This is a genomic window from Pseudomonas proteolytica, from assembly GCF_007858275.1.
GTDB classification, from domain to species: Bacteria; Pseudomonadota; Gammaproteobacteria; order Pseudomonadales; family Pseudomonadaceae; genus Aquipseudomonas; species Aquipseudomonas proteolytica.
This window is the reverse complement of record NZ_VFEV01000015.1, coordinates 106494-126597: the sequence shown is the minus strand read 5'-3', so window position 1 is coordinate 126597 and position 20104 is coordinate 106494. Positions and strand designations below refer to the sequence as shown.

Below are 20104 nucleotides of genomic sequence, written 5' to 3'. Positions count from 1 at the left end.
ATAAGTGCTAAATAGTGTTTTACAAACTGTTTTGTGCTGTCCGACTTTTCTGAAGGCCAGAAAATTTCTATTAAGGCCTTACGGCGGATGCCGAGTAGAATCGCGCCCTGAAAGCGATTTCTGAGGTGCGGCAAGGTGGATTTACAGCAGGGTTTTGTCCTGACCCGGCATTGGCACGACACCCCGGCGGGCACGCAGGTCAGCTTCTGGCTGGCCACCGACCAGGGGCCGCGGTATATCCGTCTACCGGTGCAGCCTTCGGTGATGTTTATTCCCGTGGCCCATCGTGAGCACGCGCAACGCGTGCTCAAGGGTGAGCGCGATGTGGATCTGCGCCCGCTGCAGTTGTGTGACTTCCATCACCGCCCGGTCCTGGGCCTCTATACCCGCCAGCATCGCCAGGCCATGGACCTGGAAAAACGCCTGCGCCAGGCCGGCGTGGATGTCTACGAAGGCGATGTACGTCCGCCTGAGCGCTACATGATGGAACGCTTTATCACCGCGCCGGTGGCGTTTGACGGCACACCGGGCGAGGGCGGGACGCTGCTGGAGGCGCAGATGAAGCCGGCGCCGGACTACCGTCCGGCGTTGAAGCTGGTCTCTCTGGATATCGAAACCACCGCGCGCGGCGAGCTGTACTCCATCGCCCTGGAAGGTTGTGGTGAACGCCAGGTGTATATGCTCGGCCCGCCGAATAAAACCGACGCGGTGGATTTCCAGCTCGAATACTGCGACAGCCGCGCCCAACTGCTGGAGCGCCTGAACCAATGGCTGGCACAACACGACCCCGACGCAATCATTGGCTGGAACCTGGTGCAGTTCGATCTGCGGGTCCTCCATGAGCATGCCAAGCGCCTCAACGTGCCATTGCTGCTTGGCCGTGGCGGCGAGGCCATGGCCTGGCGCGAACATGGCAGCCGTAACCATTACTTCGCCGCTGCTGCCGGGCGACTGATCATCGATGGCATCGAAGCCCTGCGTTCGGCCACCTGGACCTTTGAATCCTTCAGCCTGGAAAACGTCGCCCAGACCCTGCTCGGCGAAGGCAAGTCGATCTCCACGCCCTACCAGCGCATGGACGAGATCAACCGTATGTTCGCCGAGGACAAGCCCGCGCTGGCGCGCTACAACCTCAAGGACTGCGAGCTGGTGACGCGCATTTTCGAAAAGACCGAACTGCTCAAGTTCCTGCTGGAGCGGGCCAGCGTCACCGGCTTGCCGGCGGATCGCAATGGCGGTTCGGTGGCGGCGTTTACCCATCTGTATATGCCGCTGATGCATCGCCAGGGCTTTGTCGCGCCGAACCTGGGGGACAAACCGCCCCAGGCCAGCCCCGGTGGTTTTGTCATGGACTCGCGGCCCGGCCTGTACGAGTCGGTGCTGGTGCTGGACTACAAAAGTCTCTACCCGTCGATTATCCGCAGCTTCCTGATCGACCCCGTGGGCCTCATCGAAGGCCTGCGCCATCCCGACGACAGCGAGTCGGTGGAAGGCTTTCGCGGCGCCCGTTTTTCCCGCACCCGGCATTGCCTGCCGTCGATTGTGGCGCGGGTCTCCGAAGGCCGCGAGGTGGCCAAGCGCGAGCATAACGCGCCGCTGTCCCAGGCCCTGAAAATCATCATGAATGCCTTCTACGGCGTGCTGGGTTCCAGCGGTTGCCGGTTCTTCGACACACGGCTGGCCTCGTCCATCACCCTGCGCGGCCACCAGATCATGCGCCAGACCCGCGAACTGGTCGAAGCCCAGGGCTATGAAGTGATCTATGGCGACACCGACTCCACCTTCGTCTGGCTGGGTAGTGCCCACTCCCAGGAGGAGGCCACACGCATCGGCCAGGGCCTGGTGCAGCACGTCAACCAATGGTGGCGCGAACGCCTGCAGCGCGAATTCGGTCTGCAAAGCGCCCTGGAACTGCAATACGAAACCCACTTCAGCCGCTTCCTGATGCCGACCATTCGCGGTGCGGAGGAGGGCAGCAAGAAGCGTTATGCAGGCCTGGTGACCCGGGCCGATGGCAGTGAGGAAATGATCTACAAAGGCCTGGAAACCGTGCGCAGCGACTGGTCGCCCCTGGCCCGCCAATTCCAGCAGGAGCTGTATCAGCGCATCTTCCATCGCCAGCCCCACCAGGATTACGTGCGTGACTACGTGCGCCGCACCCTCGACGGCGAACTCGATGAACTGCTGATCTACCGCAAGCGCCTGCGCCGGCAACTGGGCGACTACGAGCGCAACGTGCCGCCCCATGTGCGCGCCGCGCGCCTGGCGGATGAGTACAACGACCGCCAGGGTCGTCCACGGCAATACCAGAACGGTGGCTGGATCCGCTATGTGATCACCGTCAACGGCCCCGAACCCCTGGAGGTGCGCCAGGCGCCGATCGACTACGACCACTACGTCACCCGGCAATTGCAGCCGGTGGCCGACGCGATCCTGCCGTTTGTCGATGACGATTTCAGCACCTTGGTCGGTGGTCAGATGGGCTTGTTTTAACAGCGGGAAAACGTTTCACTCTGGACGCTGAACCGGTCGGAGGAACGCCCCATGTACACGCTCTACGGCACGCAAAGCTCAGGCTCATGCATCGTTGAAATCGCCCTGCAACGTAGCGGCGTGCCCTGGCAACAGGTCGATGCCAGCCCCTGGGGCGACACGGCGGGGATGGAGGCCCTCGGGCAGATCAACCCGCTACGACAAATCCCCACCCTGCAACTGCCCGACGCCAGCGTGCTGACTGAAAGCGCGGCGATCCTGATCCATCTGGGCCTCGAGTATCCGGCCAGCGGACTGCTATCTGGTAACCGTGCCCAGATCATTCGCGGCCTGGTGTACATCGCCGCCAACTGCTACTCGGCGATCACCATCATTGACTACCCACAACGCTTTCTCGACGACGCCGACGAGACGGTGCAGGCGCAACTGATTGCGGGCACGCAACAGAAACTGCATCGAACCTGGCAGGTATTTGCCGAGCAGTTTGCCGGGCAGCTTTTTACCCCGCAGGGGTTGCCCAATGCCCTGGGCATCATGGCGGCCGCCGTGTCCCGTTGGGAGGGCGTGCGGGACGTCCTGCAGCATTCCCACCCCGCGTGCGCCCAGGCTCTGGCGCGGGTGGATGGCGATCCGCAGGTGGCTCCGGTCTTTGCCTGGCACTGGCCGGATTGGCCCGCGCAGTGAGCCCTGGCAATCAGAAGAAACAATGAGGCCCGATGGGCCTCAAACCCTTGCGTCGCGGGCGTCCTAGCCTACTCTTTCTGATAGTCGCGTAGGAATCATCCTTGAAATTGACTGTCGCAGACATGAAACTCAAAAACTCTGCATGGAATTGGAAGGAGGTACGCATGCTCGTCCGGTCGCTGACCCTGGCTACCTTGATGGCGTTTACGGGGCCGTTGTTGGCTGCGGATAACCGAGGCCCGCTGGAACAGGATCAAGGCAAATTTCGCCCGCTGATCGTGATTGCACCCAGCTCTATCGACCCGACTCAGGTCCAACTCAAGAAAGATCTTGAACAGCCTGAGAACAAACAGAAGTTCGCCGAGCGCAACATGGTGCTCTACACCGTGAACTACACGAGCATCGGCACCGTCGGCCAGCGCGACGGCAAGGACCTCGGCGCCCAGGACACCAACGCGCTGATCCGTGCCCTCAAGCTTGGCGCCAGCGCCGGTACCAAAGTGATCCTGGTGGGCAAGGACGGCGAGAAGAAAGTCGAAAAGACCGTACCCCCCGATACCCTTGACCTTGCAGAATTTTTTGCCGCAGTCGATAAAATGCCAATGGCCGAAAAAGAAGCCGCCGCACCCGCCGAACTAGAACCCGCCGCACCGGCTGCGGGCAAGCCTGGCGTAAAAGCCAAGCCTGGCAAGCACGCGCCGCAACCTCTGGAAGATTGACGCTTTCGGAACAACCCTTTGTAGGAGCCGGCAAGCTGGCTCCTACAGTGGACACGTTGGCAAGTCCTACAAGCCGTGTGCCACTTGCAGGCATTGCGCCATGAAGCATATGATAACCGTTATCATTTACGGCTTACCTCCTGTGCGCGTCCTCCATGCCTCCGATTCCTGCGACAAGCCCCACTGACCTCGCCACCCTGTATCAGCAGCAACACCGCTGGCTGCAGCACTGGTTATGGCGTCGTTTGAACTGTTCGCAGAGCGCTGCTGACTTGGCCCAGGACACCTTTCTGCGCCTGCTCGCCAAGAATCAACCCCTTGAGGTCCAAGCCCCCCGCAGCTTTCTGGCGAAAGTCGCACAAAGCGTGCTGTCCAATCACTTTCGCCGGCAAAAGCTGGAAAAGGCCTACCTGCAAGCCCTGGCGCTGTTGCCAGAAGAGGTGGCGCCCAGCGCCGAGACCCAATGGCTGCTCCTGGAAACCCTGATGGCCCTCGATGAAGTGCTCGGCCGCCTGGCATTGCCGGTGCGCCAGGCCTTCCTCTGGTCGCAGCTCGATGGCTTGAGCCACGGCGAAATTGCCGAGCGCCTGGGCACCAGCATCACTACGGTCAAGCGCTACATCGTCAAGGCCGGTGCGCAGTGCATTGTGCTCGACAGCCAGCGCCCATGAATCCGTTGCCCCTGACCCTGGAAGCTGCCGAGCAGGCCATGCACTGGCAATTGGAGTTGCAGGCAGCGGACGTTACTGAACAGACCCGCGCGCAATGGCTGGCCTGGCGCCAGCAAGATCCTCTCAACGAGCAGGCATGGCAGCATTCCCAGCGGTTTTTCCAGCGCATGCACGAGGTGCGAGACCCCGCGCACCAGGCTCTGGTCAGCGCCACCCTGTTACCGGCGCTGTCCCGTCGTCGGGTCCTGAAAAACCTGGCCCTCTTGCTGGCCGCCGGCAGTGTGGCGTGGACCGCCCGGGATGCCGGGCTGTTGCAGCCCTGGACCAGCGATTTCAGCACCACCGTCGGTGAGCAATGGCGTATCGACCTGGCGGACAATACCGAGATCCAGCTCAATACCGACACCGCTATCGATGTGAACTACAGCCCCGACCAGCGCCTGATCCATCTGTTGCGCGGGGAGATCCTGGTAGTACCCAACCCGTTGGACGCCCGCCCGCTGTGGGTGAAAACCGCCGAAGGCCTGACCCATGCCGCAGGCGGGCGCTTCAGCGTGCGCCAGCGCGATGGGTTTACTCAGTTGGGGTCTGACCGGCAGCCACTGGCGGCGCAGATTCCATCGCGCAGCCTGAGCCTTTCGCCCGGCGAGATCGTCAGCTTTGACCAGCAGACCCTGTTGGCGCGACGCCCGCAGCGCGCCGGCGAACTGGCCTGGGGCCGCGGCATGATCGTCGCCGAGGGCCTGCGCCTGGAAGACTTCCTCAATGAATTGAGCCGCTACCGACGCGGGCATCTGGACTGTGACTCGAGCGTGCGCGAGCTGCGTGTGTCCGGCACCTATCCGTTGGCCGACACAGACCGCATCCTCACTGCGCTGCAACAGACCCTCGAGCTGGACGCGCAGCATTTCACGCGGTTCTGGGTCACGCTTAAACCGCGTCGGGCGCAGGTATGAATTTATTTTGCATGCATGTGGTCCGTTTCCGAATCTCACGAGACTTATATCCCCAGACACTCACTTATCTGGGGAACAGCGCATGCATCCGCAACGCACCATTCGGGCAACACTGAAAAAATCACTGGCTGTGGCCGTCGTCCGCGGCATTGCCAGCTTCGCCGGGGCAGCACCGTTGTTGCTGGCGCCGGCCTGGGCCATGGCCGCGCCACAGCAGGAGTTCGACATTGCCCCAGGCTCCCTGGCCGGTGCGTTGAACCAGTTTGGCCAGGCCACGCATATCTTGCTGTCCTACCCGGCCGCGCTCACGCAAGGGCAGACCAGCCCCGGCCTGCAAGGGCGACATGACCTCGACACCGGCCTGGCAATCCTGCTCAGTAACAGCTCGCTGCAAGCGGTGCGCGGCAGCGGCGATAACTACTCCCTGCAACCCCGTCCTGCCGACGGCGCATTGCAACTGGGCACCGTATCGATCTCCGGCAAGGCGCCGGGGTCGACTACCGAGGGCACCGGCTCCTACACCACGCAGTCGTCCAGCAGCTCAACCCGCCTGAACCTGACGCCCAGGGAAACCCCGCAATCACTGACCGTCATGACCCGCCAGCGCCTGGACGACCAGCGCCTGACCAACCTGTCGGACACCCTGGATGCCACCCCCGGCATCATCGTGTTGCGCGACGGCCTGGGTTCGGAAAGCGACGCCTATTTCTCCCGTGGCTTTCAGATCCAGAACTTCGAAATCGACGGTGTGCCCACCGTCACCCGCATGGACAACTACACCCAGAGCATGGCGATGTACGACCGGGTGGAAGTGGTGCGCGGCGCCACCGGCCTGATCAGCGGCATGGGCAACCCCTCGGCCACCATCAACCTGATCCGCAAGCGCCCGACAGCCGAGGCGCGGGCTAGCGTAACCGCCGAAGCAGGCAACTGGGACCGCTACGGCAGCGGCCTCGACGTATCCGGCCCCCTGACCGAAACCGGCAATGTGCGCGGGCGCTTGGTGGCCGACTACAAGACCGAACACGCCTGGGTCGACCGCTACAAGCAGCAGACCCAGTTGCTGTACGGCATCACTGAATTCGACCTGACCGAAGACACCTTGCTGACCATGGGCTTGAGCTACCTGCGCACCGACGTCGACGCCCCGGCGCGCTCCGGTTTGCCCACACGCTTTACCGATGGTTCGCGCAGCAACCTCAGCCGCTCCCTGAATACTGCGCCGGCCTGGTCCTATAACGACCATGAGCAGACCAGCTTCTTTACCTCCATCGAGCAGAAGTTCGACAGCGGCTGGAGCGCCAAGGCTGAGTTCACCCATTCGCAAAACAAGTTCGATGAGGTGTTCAACTACGTCAACGGCAGCCTCAACAGTGATGGCAGTGGCACCACCCAGTTGCCAGTGCGATTCTCTGGTACCCCGCGCCAGGATAATCTCGACCTGTACGCCACCGGCCCGTTTGACCTGCTGGGCCGTGAGCACGAGTTGATCGCCGGCGTGACCTTGTCCAAGTACAAGGAAAACGTGCCCAGCCATGGCGGCTGGAACTATGCGTATTCCGGCTCCCCGGCGGGCGCCATCGACAACCTGTTCAACTGGGACGGGCACTCGGCCAAGCCGGACTTCCCGGTGACCGGCAAATCCTCGGTGGATGAAAGCCAGTACGCCGCCTACCTGAGTACCCGCCTGCGCATGACCGACGATTTGAGCGTGATCCTCGGCAGTCGGGTCATCGACTGGAAGCGCGAAACCCAGGACAGCCCCTACGGCAGCGTTGCCACCCGTACCAGCGAGTCGGAAACCGGCGTGTACATTCCCTATGCCGGGGTGGTCTACGATCTGACCGACAATTGGTCGGCCTACGCCAGCTACACCAAGATCTTCAATCCCCAGGCCAGTTGGGTGCGCGACATCAACAACAAGGCCCTGGAACCCATGGAAGGCAAGGGCTACGAGCTGGGCTTGAAGGGCAGTTTCTTCGACGAGCAGTTGAACACCAGCCTGGCGCTGTTCAAGTTGGAACAGGACAACCTGGCGATCTGGATCGACACGCCGGGCGGCAACACCTATCGCAACGAGAAGGGCACCACCACCGAGGGTGTCGAACTGGAACTCAACGGTGAGCTGGCCGAAGGCTGGCAAGCCTCGGCGGGTTACGCCTATGCGGTCAGCACCGATGCCGACGACAAACGCATCGTCACCACCTTGCCGCGCCAGAGCCTGAAAACCTTCACGACCTACCGCCTGCCGGGAGCGTTGAGCAAGGTGACCGTGGGGGGTGGAGTGAACTGGCAGAGCAAGGTCGGTGAAGACCTGCACACGTTCAGCCAGGGTAGCTACGCCATCACCAACCTGCTGCTGCGCTATGACGTGACGCCGCAGCTAAGTACCTCGGTCAACCTCAACAACCTGTTCGATCGCGAGTACTTCAGCTATGCCGGCAACCACGGAATGTACGGCGCGCCGCGTAACCTGATGACCAGCATCAAGTACGACTTCTAACCCTGCCCCTGATCCCCTGTAGGAGCGAGCTTGCCCGCGATAGCAGTAGTTCAGGCACTGTTACTGTCGACTGACACACCGCCATCGCAGGCAAGCCAGCTCCCACCTTTGATTGGTGCTGCGGCACAAAATACTGCCCCCGACAAATATCCCCTGTAGGAGCGGGCTTGCCCGCGATAGCAGTAGTTCAGGCGCTGTTACTGTCGACTGACACACCGCCATCGCAGGCAAGCCAGCTCCCACCTTTGATTGGTGCTGCGGCACAAAATACTGCACCCGACAAATATCCCCTGTAGGAGCGAGCTTGCTCGCGATATCGGTAGTTCAGGCACTGTTACTGTCGGCCGACACACCGCCATCGCAGGCAAGCCAGCTCCCACCTTTGATTGGTGCTGCGGCACAAAATACTGCCCCCGACAAATATCCCCTGTAGGAGCGGGCTTGCCCGCGATAGCAGTAGTTCAGGCACTGTTTTTGTCGGCTGACACACCGCCATCGCAGGCAAGCCAGCTCCCACCTTTGATTGGTGCTGCGGCACAAAATACTGCCCCCGACAAATATCCCCTGTAGGAGCGAGCTTGCTCGCGATAGCGGCGTATCAGCCACCGAATCTATTGGCTGATCCACCGCCATCACAGGCAGCAGCTCCGCGCGTTGCCTTTTTGCTATGCGCAGCTCGCGCCTTCCACGGCTTGAGCCACAGCCCCAACCCCAGCAGCACTCCGGCGCCTGCCAGGGTGCTCAAGCCCAGTTGCCAGCCATCGCTGTGCATTGGGTGCAGGACCAGCGCCGCTGCTCCCAGCAACACCACACTCAGCCCCCACTGCAATGGCCAGCCCAGTTGCCCGAGCAGGTGTTGGCGTTGCATCAGCAGCAGGTTGGTGACGATCACACCACCCAATGCCGCCAAGGCGATGCCCGGCAGGCCGAAAAAGTACGGCAGCACTACCAGCAGGCCGGCATTGACCAGGCTGCCCAGCAGTTCGCACTTGAGCGGCAGGCGCGTATCGCCGCTGGCGTAGGCATAGCGGGCGAGCATGGCGTTCCAGGCGCCGAACACCAGGGGCGTGGCGAACCAGGCGAGCAGGGCGGGCAGCGGGCCGTCGGCGCTTTGCGCCGGCATCAGCAGGTGAATCAGCACGGGGCTCGCGCCAATCAGGCCGAGGGCGGCCGGCAGGCTCAATAGGGTCGCGGCATCCAGGCCACGGCGCAGCAAGGCCAGGCGTTGTTGGCCCTGTTCGCCGCTCATCAGTCCCAGCAGCACCTGGTTGAGGCTCATCAGCGCAATCAACGGCAGGTTGATCAGTTTGCGCGCCAGGTTGACCCAGGTCACCGCGCCTTCGCCCAGGTAGCTGGCGATCAGCCGTTCGAGCAAGGCCAGGCCCTGGCTGGCGACATTGCTTGCCAACAGCGGACCGATACGTCCCAGCAGCTCGCGGCCGGCCTGGGCATCGCCCTTGACCTGCCAGGGGCGCCAGCCGAACGACCAGACCGGTGCCAGCAGCGGCAGGCACATCAACACGCTGCCGGCAAAAAAACACAGCGCCAGTTCCTCGCTGTCGCTGGCCGTGCCCTGGATAAACAGGTACAGCACCGGCGGCAGGTTGAACAGTAACGAACCCAGCCCCGGCAGCACAAAGCGCTGGCGCGCCTGCAACGGAATACTGAACAGGCCATGCATCACCAACCCCGGCGCACAGGCGGCCAACCAGCGCAGGTTGGCCGCGGCCTGGTCGTGGGCGCCGGCATCCAGCCCCGGGCCGATCAGCCGTACCCACAATGGCGCGCCCAGTGCCAGCAGGGCGAACAGACCCAGGCCCACGCCGAGCAGGCGCGGCGAGAGGCTGGCCAACCAGGCTTGCTGGCGTTGCCCATCACGTTGTTGATAGAGGGGCAGGGCAGCCGCTGCGAGCAAGCCGGCAGCCAGGGTCATGCGTAGCGCTTCGGGCAGAAACACCGCCACCAGGAACCCATCGCTGCGGCTGCCCGCACCCCAGGCCGCGACCAGCAGCCATTCCCGGGCAAAGCCGGCCACCAGCCCGGCGAGGGTCGCCAGGGTCAGCCACAGGGTGCTGCCAAACATCAGTGCAACAGGGTGAACAGGCCCTTGCCACCCACCTTGTAGTTCAGCCCGCGAACGCGTTCGCCCATGACTTTGGCACCGGTGCCGCCGACAATTTTGTACGGCGCGACGGTTTTGGCCACCACGGTATTGGCGGTCACCACCGAGCCTTCGCACAGATGGGTGCCGAAACCGATCAGTGCCCGGCTGCCGATCCACACGTAGTCGTCGATGTAAATCGCCCCGGAAATCGACCAGAACTCCGGCGCCTGCAAGTCATGGCTGCCGGCGATGATCAGCACATGGGAGGCAATCGCCACATGGTTGCCGATCACCAGGCCAGAGCGCGCATCCACCTGGCAATGCCAGCCGATCACGGTGTCGTCGCCCACTCTGAGGTTGTGGATGCCCAACACCTCGGTGTTGCGCCACAGGCTGGAGCCCTTGCCGATCTTCGCGCCGCCCAGGCGCAGCCAGCCGATACGGATGTGGTGGCTGGGGATCTTGTTGATCAGGATGTTGTAGGCCATGTCCCAGGCGCTGCGCCAGCGGTCCTTGAGGGTTGCCCAGTTCTTGCCATAGATCGGCAGGAACTGCGCCGGGATATCCTGTTTCATGCGATGGAACAAGCGGCGTGCCACCGGATGTCCAATGGTCGGCTCCACGTCGAAAGAGGTCATCCAGAAGAGTTTGTTGCTGCCTTCGCCTTCTTCAAAAACCACCTCGTTGGCCAGGCACCAGGCCAAGCCATCTTGCAAGTCTTCCAGGCTCACACCGAGTTCGCTGGCCAAGGCGGGCAGGCGGTCACGCAGGTCGGGGGAGTGAATAGTGCGATGTTTCATGGTTGGCTATCCTTTGGCACAGAAACAGAAACAGAAACAGAAACAGAAACAGAAACAGGAGCAGAAGCGGTCACGGTCGGGTTCAGGCGCACCTGTTGCAGGCTGATGCCCATCAACAGCCAGAACAGCGCGATCAATACAAAGGTGAAGCTGAAGTAGTGGTCGAAGATCCCGGTCAGCAGCGCCGCCAGTACACCGCACACACAGCCCAGCCACAGTGCGTTATCGGCGGTGACTTTACGCACCGAGCCCAGCGGCCGAACCTCACGCCACCACAACACGGTGACGGCGATAAACAACAGCATCCCGGGAATGCCGATCTTGTAGATGAAGTTCAGCCACAGGTTGGAAATCCCCAGCAGGTTACTGCCCGGCACCGGTGGGTCGATCTTGAAGCCGATGCCCAGCGGGTACTTGGCCATGACATCGGGGAACCCGGCGTACTCATCGAAGCGGATCTCGGTACTGGCGTTGGTGGTCGAGAACATCGTCATCAAACGGTCCTGCAACGGCGGATAGAACATCACCAGGGCGATCACAAAGGCGACGCCGATGCCGATAATTCGCCCGCTGTGGGGCACGCGTTTGTAGGTCAGCCAGATCAGGATCAGCGCCAGGGCCACAATCGCGCCCCGGGAGATACTCAGCAGCAGGCCGGCGCAACCGAGCACCGCCACCGCCAGGCCCAGGGCACGGCGCCAGCCGGTGCGGGTCCAGCCGTAAAACAGCGCCAGAGGGATGAACAGCACCAGCACGCCACCGGTCAGGTTCGGGTGGACCCAGGGCGAGGCCATGCGTTTGTAGTTGGCCGAGAAGATGTCCTTCACCGCCTCGGGGTGGGCGTATTTGAGGTCGGTGAGGATGTCGATCATCGACATCGCATTGCGCGTCTTGAGGAACATGAAGATCGACAGCGACAGCATCGCCAGGTTGCCCAGCAGCAGGGCGACCACCACTTTGTCGCGGTCGGCATCGGTGCGCAGCAGCAGCGGCACGATAAACAGCAGCGACAGGTTCATCAGCCAGCGCACCCAGTTGACCGGCCCATTGCCCTCGGCGTGGATGATGATCATGCCCCAGATAAACGGGATGGTGCTGAACAGCATCAGCCACATCAAGGCCCGCTCCGTGGGGCGCCAGACCATGAAGCCACGGGTCTTGCCGATAAACGATTGCCAGAACACCCCGGCCCAGGTCAGGCCCAGCACCGCTTCGCTGATGGTGGTGCGGATCCCCAACTGCAAGGTGGTGTAGGGAATACTGGTGGCCAAGACGGCAAAGATCAGCAGCCCCCACAGGGGTTTGCGGATCAAGGTCAGCGCCACGCCCAGTCCGACCACGATCATAAAGACCTTCATCGGCGGCAGTGCCAACAGCAAGCCACCGAAGATCAGGCCCAGGAGCAGACTAACGAGTTTTCCTGGCAGCATTAGCGGTTCAATTCCTTGAGCAGTTTATCCAGGCGCAGGCGGTAGGCCGGTTCGGCAAATTGCCGGGCCCACGTGCGTTGCAATTCGGGGTCGGCCTTGGTCCCGGGCGCTGCCAGTGACACCATCAATGTTTGCAGTTGCCCGGCGTCGTCGGGCGCAAAGCGCGCCGCCGTGGGGGGCGCCACTTCATCCAGCGCCGAACCACGGGCCACCGCCACCGGCGTGCCGACACTCAGTGCTTCCACCACTGGCAGGCCAAATCCTTCGGCATAGGAAGGCTGCCAGAGGTACGCGGCATGCCGGTAGAGCGCCTGCAACTGGCCGTCGGACAGACCGTTGCGCCAATGCAGGCCGGGCAAGTCGCCGAGGGGCGCCGGCACATCGCTGGCGTGGCCGACCAGCACCAGGTCCGGCACGTTCGGGTCCCTGGCGCGGCTGGCTTGCCATTGCGCAAGAAAGAACGCCATGTTCTTGCGTGGCTCACGGGTGCCCACCACCAGCCAGTAGCGCGCGGGCAAGCCCTCGGGCAGCGGCTCGGGGGCTTCGGTGAACTGCGGCACCAAGTTGTGCAACACCCGGAACTTGGCCCGCGCCCAGGGGAACAGGCGCGCGGCTTCATCGCACGAAAACTGCGACGGGCACCACACCCGGTCCGCCTGCCACACCGACCAGGCAATCGACGCGCCATCGATCAGGCGGTAGGCCACGGCCTTGAGCCGGGAGCGATGGAAGTTGCGATGGGTCAGTTGGAACAGGTCGTGCAGCACCAGCACATAGCGGGTGCCGGCGGGTTTGCGGCACAAGGGCAAGCCCATATTGGCGGTGGCGATGTACAACTCGATCCGCTGTTCGTGGATCCCCCGGGGCAAAAAACCGCGTTCAAAGCGCAGCCGTACCTGGGGGCGTTGCAGGCCTTCCAGCGGGCTGGCCCAGGGCGGGCAAACCGCTGTGTCGCGCTGGGGATGATCCAGCGGCGCCTCGCTGAACAGCACCACTTCAGTGTTGTCCCGGGCGCGCAAGGCTTGCTCCAGGGCCAGGACCTGACGGGCGATGCCCGACGAAGGCGCGACCGTGGCGGGGCGGTAATCCAGGGCTACGCGCATGCTTGGGGCTCCTGATGGGTGGGCAAGGTGCGGTAGATCTGCTCCAGTTCGTTACCGGCCACCGCCCAGTCGTGATAGTTGCGCGCGTAGTCCCGCGCGGCATCCGCCAGTTGGCTGGCCAGCGCCGGCTCGTCCAGCAGGCGCACAATGGCGTCGGCCAGGGCTTCGGTGGTTTCGCCAGGCAGATAGTGTGCTTGCGCCTCGACCGCCAGCCCGGACACGCCCTGGGCGGTGCTCACCAGCGGCAGCCCGGCGGCCATTGCCTCCAGCACTTTGAGTTTGGAGCCGCCGCCATGGCGCAGGGCGGCGACAAAACCTGCGCAGCGGCGTTGCAAGGCGGTCAAGTCGGGGACAAAGCCCTGCCATTCAATACGTTCGTCCGGCCAGCGCTCACGCCAGTGCTCGGGCAAGCCAAAGCCAGCTACCGCCAGGCGGGCGCTGGGGCACTGCAACCAGACCCTAGGGAAGATTTCGTCGAGCAGCCACTGCACCGCATCGAGGTTCGGTGCGTATTCGTAGTTGCCGACAAACAACAGGCGCTGGCTCTGCGCATCGGCGCTGACCGTGCTGAACGCACGGCTGTCGACCCCGTTGACCACCACGCTCACCGGGGTGGCGGTCAGTTGGCCGATGGCCTGGGCGTCGGCCTGGGTCACGGCCACCACATGGCACGCCGCATCAAACGCCTTGCGCTCCCACTGCCGGCAGCGCCACTGGTCGTAGCGCACGAACGGCCCGGCCCACCTCGGGAAACGGTCATAGGTGGCGCCGCCCAGGCTGGATTCCAGGTTGTGCTCGGTGAGCACGAAGTCCCGCGATTGCTGGTGCAGGACACTGAAGTACGGTTGCAGGCTGTAGCTGTGCTCGACCTGGATCACATCCCAGGTTTCGTCCAGCAGTTCGCCAAAGCGCGCCTGCAACACCGGTGACAGGCCGTTGACCGTGGTCAGCAACGGCCAGGGCGCAAACACTCCGGCGAGCAGGGTCATGGGGTGTTTCAGCGGTCGGCGTGGTACCACGATCAAGCGTTCGAGCAGGGGCTCGAGGGCGGCGTGCACGGCGGCGTCGGCCGGCGTCTTTGATTGCACCAGCAAGGTGATGCGGTGCCCGCGCTCACTCAAGGTACGCAGCAAATGGTACTGCCGGGTCTTGCCGCCGCTGGTCATCGGCCACGGCAGATAGGGCACAATCCACAGGATTCTCACGTGCAGCTCTCCATGCCTGGGCGTGCTACCACACCAGTATCTGCAACGACGGTTTCACCACGGGGCGAATGCCGTTGTAATCGTTAAGGGCCTGCCTGGCGCCGGTCAGCGGGTCCAGCAACTCGGCGCGCTGTACCTTGGGCAAGGTGATGCTGGTGCCTTCAGCGCTCCAGTACATCAATAGGTGTTTGCCGTCTTCGCGGGTCCAGGCCACGCTGTAAAAAGTCTTGGGTACGTCTTCCAGCACCGGGGTGACGCCCGGCTTGAGCGTCGGCCCGGTGATCTCGAGGAAGCGCGCGAGGGCGCTGTAGACCGGCTTGGGTTCGCCGTTGAGGTCGAGCAGGCCGTAGTGCTGGTCACGCACGGAGGCGCGTTCATCCAGGTCGGACAGGGCAAACAGGAAAATCTTCTGGTAGTCCTGGGACGCCATCAACGCCAGGCGGCGCAAGGTGAAGTCGGCCTGGCCGTCGACGCCGATCAGGTCCTGCATTTCCTTGGGCCCGCTATAGCTGGACCAGCCCCACTCGGTGGCCCAGACATCCTTGACCCCGGCACCGTGCAGCACCGCATTGAGCTGGTCGCCGCGCAGCAGGACTTCGTTCTTGCCTGGTTCGTCGGTTTCCGGCGTCATCGAATACGGGTGATACGCCGCCACCATGCCCAGGGTTTGTACGCCCATTTTGCCGAGGGCTTCAAACATCAGGGTTTTGCCGCGCGGCGGCATCTGGCTGTAGTAGGCCATGCCGCCCATCACCTGGATTTTGTCCGGGGCGGCGATATTCAGTGCCTGGTGACTGGCCAGCAGCAAGCGCGCGTATTCCTCGGCATTCACTTGCGGGCGCCAATTGTTCGGCAGGTTCTGTTCGTTCCACACCTGCCAGGCGTTGATATTCGGGTAGCGCTGGGCCAACAGCGCCAGGCGCAGGGCGTACACGTTGGCATCCCGTGGGCGGTACTGGTCCTGGAATTCCGCGCCCCTGGGGGCGGTGGTGATGAACGGCGCCGAGCCCACCAGGTAGAACACCGAGCGGATCTTCTCGGCGGTCAGGGTGCGGTCCAGTTCATCGAAGGTGCTCAGTTGATAGTCTTCCTCCTTGGGTTCCAGGCGGTCCCAATGCAGGTCGACGCGCACCCAGTCCAATCCCAGTTTCTGGTATTGGCGGATCTGCTTCTGGTACTGCTCGGGCTTGAACCACAGAAAGTGCGCGTTCACCCCCAAAAACTCGCGCCACACCACGGTGCGCTGGGGCGCCAGGTTGACCGGCTCTGCGTCGACCTTTTCACTGAGCAGCAGCGCGCCGCCCACGGCCAGGGCAATGACCAATGGCAAGTAGCGCCACATCGGGCGAGTAGAGGACGTGTTCATCGCAAAGGCTCCTTGACTACGGCCTGGAACAACTCGGCAAAGCGTTGGGCGGTGCTGGCCCACTGGCGCTGCCGGCCGATATCGGCAGCGTGGTCGGCCCACTGGCGGGCCTGTTGCGGGTCGAGGATCAGGCGGCTCAAGGCATCGCTCAACGAGGCGATATCCCCCTGTTGATAGGTGATGCCATTGCCACCGGCGACTTCTTCGGCGAAGGCGCGGGCGTTAGAGGTAATCACCCCGCGCCCGCAGGCATTGGCCCAGGACAGCGCGCCGCTGGTGCCGCGCATCTGGCCGAGGAAGCCGAGTTTTTTCGATTCGCGGTAAGGCAGCACCATCACATGGTGCGCCTGGATCGTGTGCGGGATATCGGCCGAAGGCAGGTCCAGTTGCCAGTCCACCACATCGCTCAGGTGCAGGGTGGCGATCAGTTGGCGCAGGCCATCGAGGTAGTTGCCGGCCGGGTCGAAGGTCATTTCCGGCGCGGTGCCACCGGCCAGCGTCAGGCGCACCTGGCCACGGCATTGCGGGTGGGCGGCCAGGGTGCGGGCCAGGGCCTGTAGCAGGTCTTCGATGCCCTTGCCCCGGTAGATAAAGCCGAAGTACAGCAGGCGCAGCGGTTGCAACGGCGGCAAGGCCACGGGGGCGATGGGCAGGTTGCCGTGGGCAATCACCGCCACTTGCTCGGGTTTGAGGCCCATGCGCTGGCGCAGGCAGTCGCCGCCCAGGCGGGTGAGGGTGATCAGGCGGCGCATGCTTTTGGCCAGGCGCCGTTCTTCGTAAAGGGTCAATGGATCGGCCAGCAACGCCGCCGCCTGGGGCAGCGGGTGGGGCAGGCGTTCGAGCAGGGTCAGCGGGAAAAACAGCTTGGCCCGGCGCCAGATCAGGCGTTCCGGGTCGTGCACGGTGGCGGTCAGCGGCAATTGCGGTTGGGTGCGGCGCAGGTAGTCCAGGGCCTGAAACTCGGCAAAGCGCCCGCCGCCCAGCTCGGCATGCACCAGGTCCACGCCGCGCCAGTCAAAGGCTTGCAGGCGCTGCAGCTGTTGCGCCAGGTCCAGGCAACCCTCCAGCGGCGTCAGCACCTCCAGGCCTTGTTCGCGCAACGCGCTGCGCAAATGCGCAGCGTAGTCGGCGATCCCGGTCTGCTCCGGCGGCAGTGGCGCCAGCAGCGCAATGCGCATCAGGCCGCACCGCGCCAGCTGTTGATCCGCGCCAGGACATTGGCCGGCACTTCAAAACGGCGGCGGTTGAGGATCATTCCGTCGACTTTGCCGAACGCAGTGGTCAGCAACGACAGAGCGTTCTCGATGGTCGGCACGGTACTGGTGCGGGCTTCGATCACCAGCACGATCTGGTCGGCGCGGCGCAGGGTGAGGAATGCCTGCGGGTTGGACGACAGGGCAGACGCATCCAACAGCAGCACTTCACCCGGCTTCGCGGCGTCGCTGCCGTTGACCGAGACCCGGTGGCCGCGTTCTTCCAGCAGACGCTTGAGTTGCTCGATGATAAAGCTTACGCCTTCGCCATGCCGTGCCGAGGTCAGGCCCAGGGCAAAGCCCTCGCTGGCGATGCGCTCGGCGGGCAGCAGGCTGTACAGGCGATAGATGCTGGCGGTGAGGGCTGCCGGCGTGGCGTGTTGCACATCGGGGATGCTGCTCCACAGCGGTACACCGAACACTTCCTGCAAGCGCGCACCATCGTGGATGCGCTGGTCCAGCAGATACAGCACATAGATGGTCAGCAAACCGACGGCCAGGCCGGCGGGAATGGTGAACAACAGAATCAGCAGGCTCTTGGGAAACACGCGCGCCGGGTTAAGGGTGGCGTGTTCGATCAGGGCGATGTTGCTGATCTGGCTGCTGTCCAGTTCGTGGTCGATGCGCGCCTGTTCGAGGTTTTCCGAGTACAGCGCGTAGCTTTTCTCGGCGGTGCGCAGTTGCTGAGTCAGCTTGTTCAGTTCGGGTTCATCGGTCATCGCCTGGTCACGCTGGGCGCGCAGTTCGGCGAGGGTCTTGTCGTAGTTCTCGATTTCCCCGGCCAGTTTGCGCTCCTGCAACTGGGCGTCGATGATCTGCTGCTTGACGTTGATCACCAGGCTGTTGGGCGCGGTGTTTTGCGAGCGTTCCAGGCGTGTTGCTTCCTGGGCGCTGAGAGCTTCCATGTCGCGGATGTTCTGCTCGATCTGGTTGACCTGCGGCGTACCTGGCAGGTAGGTGCGCAGCAGGCGTGCGCGTTCCACTTGCAGGGCGTTGAGCTGGCGCTTGAGGTCAAGCTGGGTCGGGTTGAGGCTGGTTTCCCGGGCCGTTACCACTTCCGCTGGCTGGTTCTTGATCTGCTGGCTGGCGTTGGCCAGGAAGCTGCGGATCCCCGCGATCTGGTTTTGTGCGGTGACCTTGGCGTCGGTGACGCGGTCGATCTGGTTGGTCAGGTTTTTCAGACGCGCGTCCACGCTGATCGAATCGATCTGCTTCAAGCGACCCTGCAGTTCATCCTTGAGCCCCTGGATGTTGGTGGCGACCTTGGTGCGCTCGGCTTCATAGAAGGTATGCAGGCTCTTGCGCCCGAGAATCCGCGCCCGCTCTTCGAGGTAGGCATCGACCCAGGTCTCGACGACCTTTTGCGCGATGACCGGATCGTCCCAGGTGAAGGAAATCTCGATCACCGAGGAGCCCGGTTCGTGACCGGCTTCGAAGTTCTTCTCCAGCTTGGTCGCCAGGCGTTCCAGCGGGCTTTGCTTCTCGGCCAGGCCCACGAATTGCAGGACGCTGCGCACCGCATCGAGCACTTCACCCGCGGCTTTCTTGACGTAGAACTTGGTGACTTTCCAGAAGCCCTGTGGCGGCTCGGACGTCATCGCCAGGTAGCGCTCGGCAACGATATGCACGATGGGCCGGCCGGTGAGCATCTTCTCTTCATCCACGATCGGATCGTGTTGGGTGCTGGGTGCAATCAGCGTCTGGCGGTTGGCGGCTTCGATCGGCAATGTGGTGTTGTCCCGCCCTGGCTTGACCAGCAAGCGCGCGTCGGACTCGTAGCGAGCCGGCAGCAGGAAGGCACCCAACACGGCCACCACAATCGTGGTGATCACGGCCAGTTTGAATTCGCGGCGGAAGATGAAAAACAGCCGCAAGAGGTCGCGTAGAGAGCGGATTTCGATCACAGGATCACTCCATTGATAGGGAGGTGAAGATGGGGCTTGGGTGCAGGCATCGAAGTTTCAAAGACGCGTTCCATTGCTAAGGGACCCCAGGGATGTTGACGTTGTCGATGCTGGTGTTGTTGGTCGTATTCCCGCTGTTCTTCACGCCGCTGTCGTTGAGGTCGTAATTCAAGCCAATACCAATACCCTTGTTGATCGGGAACAGGCGGGTGAAGTACATATCCACCGCCTCCACGGTTGCGCCAATGCCCGACTGCGGCACAAAGATCAAATCGCCACGTTGCAGCGCAACCCTGGGATGGTTCGGGTTGGTCAACATGCTGTTCAGACTGATGAAGTACGTCCGGTACTTGCCATCAGGGCCGGTGCGCATTAACGCCACGTTGGAGCTGTCAGCCGACGGCAAAACTCCCCCGGAACTCAGCAACGCCTGCTCCACACTGACATTGCCCGCCAGGTCAAAAAACGCCGGGTTAGGCACCGCACCACCGATAAACACCTTATTGCTCGGTGCACTGGCGATGTTCACTGTCACTGCTGGCTCGCGGTAGATGCGCTTGTACTTGTCGGTAATTTCCTTCCCCAGGTCTTCAGGCGTGCGCAATGCCGCCTTGATCCGACCGATGTTGGGCATTGAGATCACCCCGTCGGGACGCACGACAAATACCGTCATGTCGTCGGCTGCCGCGGGCTCCTGCGCATCGCGCACGATGCGCAACAGGTCGCCACTCTGGATCAGCACCTGTGGGGGCGGCAGGTCGGCCAAGGTCAGCGCCGCTTGATGGCCGGCCTTGAGCGTATTGTTATCAGGAAGCGGCACCCGCGCAGGGGTCGAACAACCAGCCAGCCAGATCGAGGCAGTCAACAGGCTGAACAGGGTAAGACGGGAACGTCGGTTGGTAGTCTTCATGAC

The 20104-nt window shown here is 62.9% G+C and carries 14 protein-coding genes and 1 pseudogene; 6 read left to right on the top strand and 9 right to left on the bottom strand.

All coding sequences use genetic code 11. The annotated features are described in order from the left end of the window. Positions 1-135 precede the first annotated feature (135 nt). From FIV38_RS13050 to FIV38_RS13025, 6 genes are all read left to right on the top strand, one after another. The gene (locus FIV38_RS13050) at positions 136-2493 is read left to right on the top strand and encodes a DNA polymerase II (RefSeq protein WP_092235381.1); all 2358 of its coding nucleotides are present in this window, start codon (positions 136-138) and stop codon (positions 2491-2493) included. A gap of 51 nt (positions 2494-2544) precedes the next feature. Beyond that, on the top strand, positions 2545-3177 hold the full coding sequence (locus FIV38_RS13045) for a glutathione S-transferase N-terminal domain-containing protein (protein ID WP_092235384.1): 633 nt from the start codon (positions 2545-2547) through the stop codon (positions 3175-3177). A gap of 164 nt (positions 3178-3341) precedes the next feature. Further along, positions 3342-3896, top strand: coding sequence for a DUF4174 domain-containing protein (locus FIV38_RS13040; RefSeq protein WP_092235387.1), 555 nt, complete (start codon positions 3342-3344; stop codon positions 3894-3896). A 155-nt stretch (positions 3897-4051) separates the two neighbouring features. After that, positions 4052-4567 carry a sigma-70 family RNA polymerase sigma factor gene (locus FIV38_RS13035; protein ID WP_029293221.1) on the top strand — a complete coding sequence of 172 codons (516 nt, stop codon included), beginning with the start codon at positions 4052-4054 and terminating at the stop codon, positions 4565-4567. Next, positions 4564-5523: a FecR domain-containing protein gene (locus FIV38_RS13030; protein ID WP_029293219.1), complete on the top strand. Its 960-nt coding sequence runs from the start codon at positions 4564-4566 to the stop codon at positions 5521-5523. The genes FIV38_RS13035 and FIV38_RS13030 overlap by 4 nt, the downstream gene beginning before the upstream one ends. Positions 5524-5605: 82 nt before the next feature. Beyond that, entirely contained in the window at positions 5606-8026 is a 2421-nt protein-coding gene (locus tag FIV38_RS13025; protein WP_092235390.1) for a TonB-dependent siderophore receptor, read from the top strand. Positions 8027-8705: 679 nt separating this feature from the next. Here FIV38_RS13025 and FIV38_RS13020 read toward each other — a convergent pair. From FIV38_RS13020 to FIV38_RS12980, 9 genes and pseudogenes are all read right to left on the bottom strand, one after another. Then, positions 8706-10109, bottom strand: a pseudogene (locus tag FIV38_RS13020) (lipid II flippase MurJ); the annotation flags it as partial. Then, complete coding sequence (locus FIV38_RS13015) at positions 10109-10930, bottom strand: acyltransferase (protein ID WP_029293213.1); 822 nt, start codon at positions 10928-10930, stop codon at positions 10109-10111. The gene FIV38_RS13015 and the pseudogene FIV38_RS13020, both read right to left, overlap by 1 nt. Then, positions 10927-12360 carry an O-antigen ligase family protein gene (locus FIV38_RS13010; RefSeq protein ID WP_092235393.1) on the bottom strand — a complete coding sequence of 478 codons (1434 nt, stop codon included), beginning with the start codon at positions 12358-12360 and terminating at the stop codon, positions 10927-10929. Before FIV38_RS13010 ends, FIV38_RS13015 begins: the two co-directional genes overlap by 4 nt. Then, positions 12360-13463, bottom strand: coding sequence for a glycosyltransferase family 4 protein (locus tag FIV38_RS13005; RefSeq protein WP_092235396.1), 1104 nt, complete (start codon positions 13461-13463; stop codon positions 12360-12362). Before FIV38_RS13005 ends, FIV38_RS13010 begins: the two co-directional genes overlap by 1 nt. Next, a complete protein-coding gene (locus FIV38_RS13000; protein WP_092235399.1) occupies positions 13454-14668 on the bottom strand; it encodes a glycosyltransferase family 4 protein in 1215 nt (404 codons plus the stop codon). Before FIV38_RS13000 ends, FIV38_RS13005 begins: the two co-directional genes overlap by 10 nt. 25 nt (positions 14669-14693) lie before the next feature. Next, positions 14694-16034 (bottom strand): glycoside hydrolase 5 family protein, encoded by a 1341-nt coding sequence (locus FIV38_RS12995; protein WP_092235402.1) that lies wholly within the window; start codon positions 16032-16034, stop codon positions 14694-14696. After that, the gene (locus FIV38_RS12990; protein WP_092235405.1) at positions 16031-17212 is read right to left on the bottom strand and encodes a glycosyltransferase; all 1182 of its coding nucleotides are present in this window, start codon (positions 17210-17212) and stop codon (positions 16031-16033) included. Before FIV38_RS12990 ends, FIV38_RS12995 begins: the two co-directional genes overlap by 4 nt. Then, a complete protein-coding gene (locus FIV38_RS12985) occupies positions 17212-19191 on the bottom strand; it encodes a GumC family protein (protein WP_092235408.1) in 1980 nt (659 codons plus the stop codon). Before FIV38_RS12985 ends, FIV38_RS12990 begins: the two co-directional genes overlap by 1 nt. Positions 19192-19267: 76 nt before the next feature. Beyond that, entirely contained in the window at positions 19268-20101 is an 834-nt protein-coding gene (locus tag FIV38_RS12980; protein ID WP_092235411.1) for a polysaccharide biosynthesis/export family protein, read from the bottom strand. Positions 20102-20104 lie beyond the last annotated feature (3 nt).

What these genes read in the sequence shown, in the direction of transcription:
- FIV38_RS13045 (WP_092235384.1), top strand. Translation starts at nt 2,545, where the DNA reads ATGTACACGCTCTACGGCACGCAAAGCTCAGGCTCATGCATCGTTGAA.
- FIV38_RS13040 (WP_092235387.1), top strand. Translation starts at nt 3,342, where the DNA reads ATGCTCGTCCGGTCGCTGACCCTGGCTACCTTGATGGCGTTTACGGGG.
- FIV38_RS13035 (WP_029293221.1), top strand. Translation starts at nt 4,052, where the DNA reads ATGCCTCCGATTCCTGCGACAAGCCCCACTGACCTCGCCACCCTGTAT.
- FIV38_RS13030 (WP_029293219.1), top strand. Translation starts at nt 4,564, where the DNA reads ATGAATCCGTTGCCCCTGACCCTGGAAGCTGCCGAGCAGGCCATGCAC.
- FIV38_RS13025 (WP_092235390.1), top strand. Translation starts at nt 5,606, where the DNA reads ATGCATCCGCAACGCACCATTCGGGCAACACTGAAAAAATCACTGGCT.
- FIV38_RS13015 (WP_029293213.1), bottom strand. Translation starts at nt 10,930, where the DNA reads ATGAAACATCGCACTATTCACTCCCCCGACCTGCGTGACCGCCTGCCC.
- FIV38_RS13010 (WP_092235393.1), bottom strand. Translation starts at nt 12,360, where the DNA reads ATGCTGCCAGGAAAACTCGTTAGTCTGCTCCTGGGCCTGATCTTCGGT.
- FIV38_RS13005 (WP_092235396.1), bottom strand. Translation starts at nt 13,463, where the DNA reads ATGCGCGTAGCCCTGGATTACCGCCCCGCCACGGTCGCGCCTTCGTCG.
- FIV38_RS12995 (WP_092235402.1), bottom strand. Translation starts at nt 16,034, where the DNA reads ATGAACACGTCCTCTACTCGCCCGATGTGGCGCTACTTGCCATTGGTC.
- FIV38_RS12990 (WP_092235405.1), bottom strand. Translation starts at nt 17,212, where the DNA reads ATGCGCATTGCGCTGCTGGCGCCACTGCCGCCGGAGCAGACCGGGATC.
- FIV38_RS12980 (WP_092235411.1), bottom strand. Translation starts at nt 20,101, where the DNA reads ATGAAGACTACCAACCGACGTTCCCGTCTTACCCTGTTCAGCCTGTTG.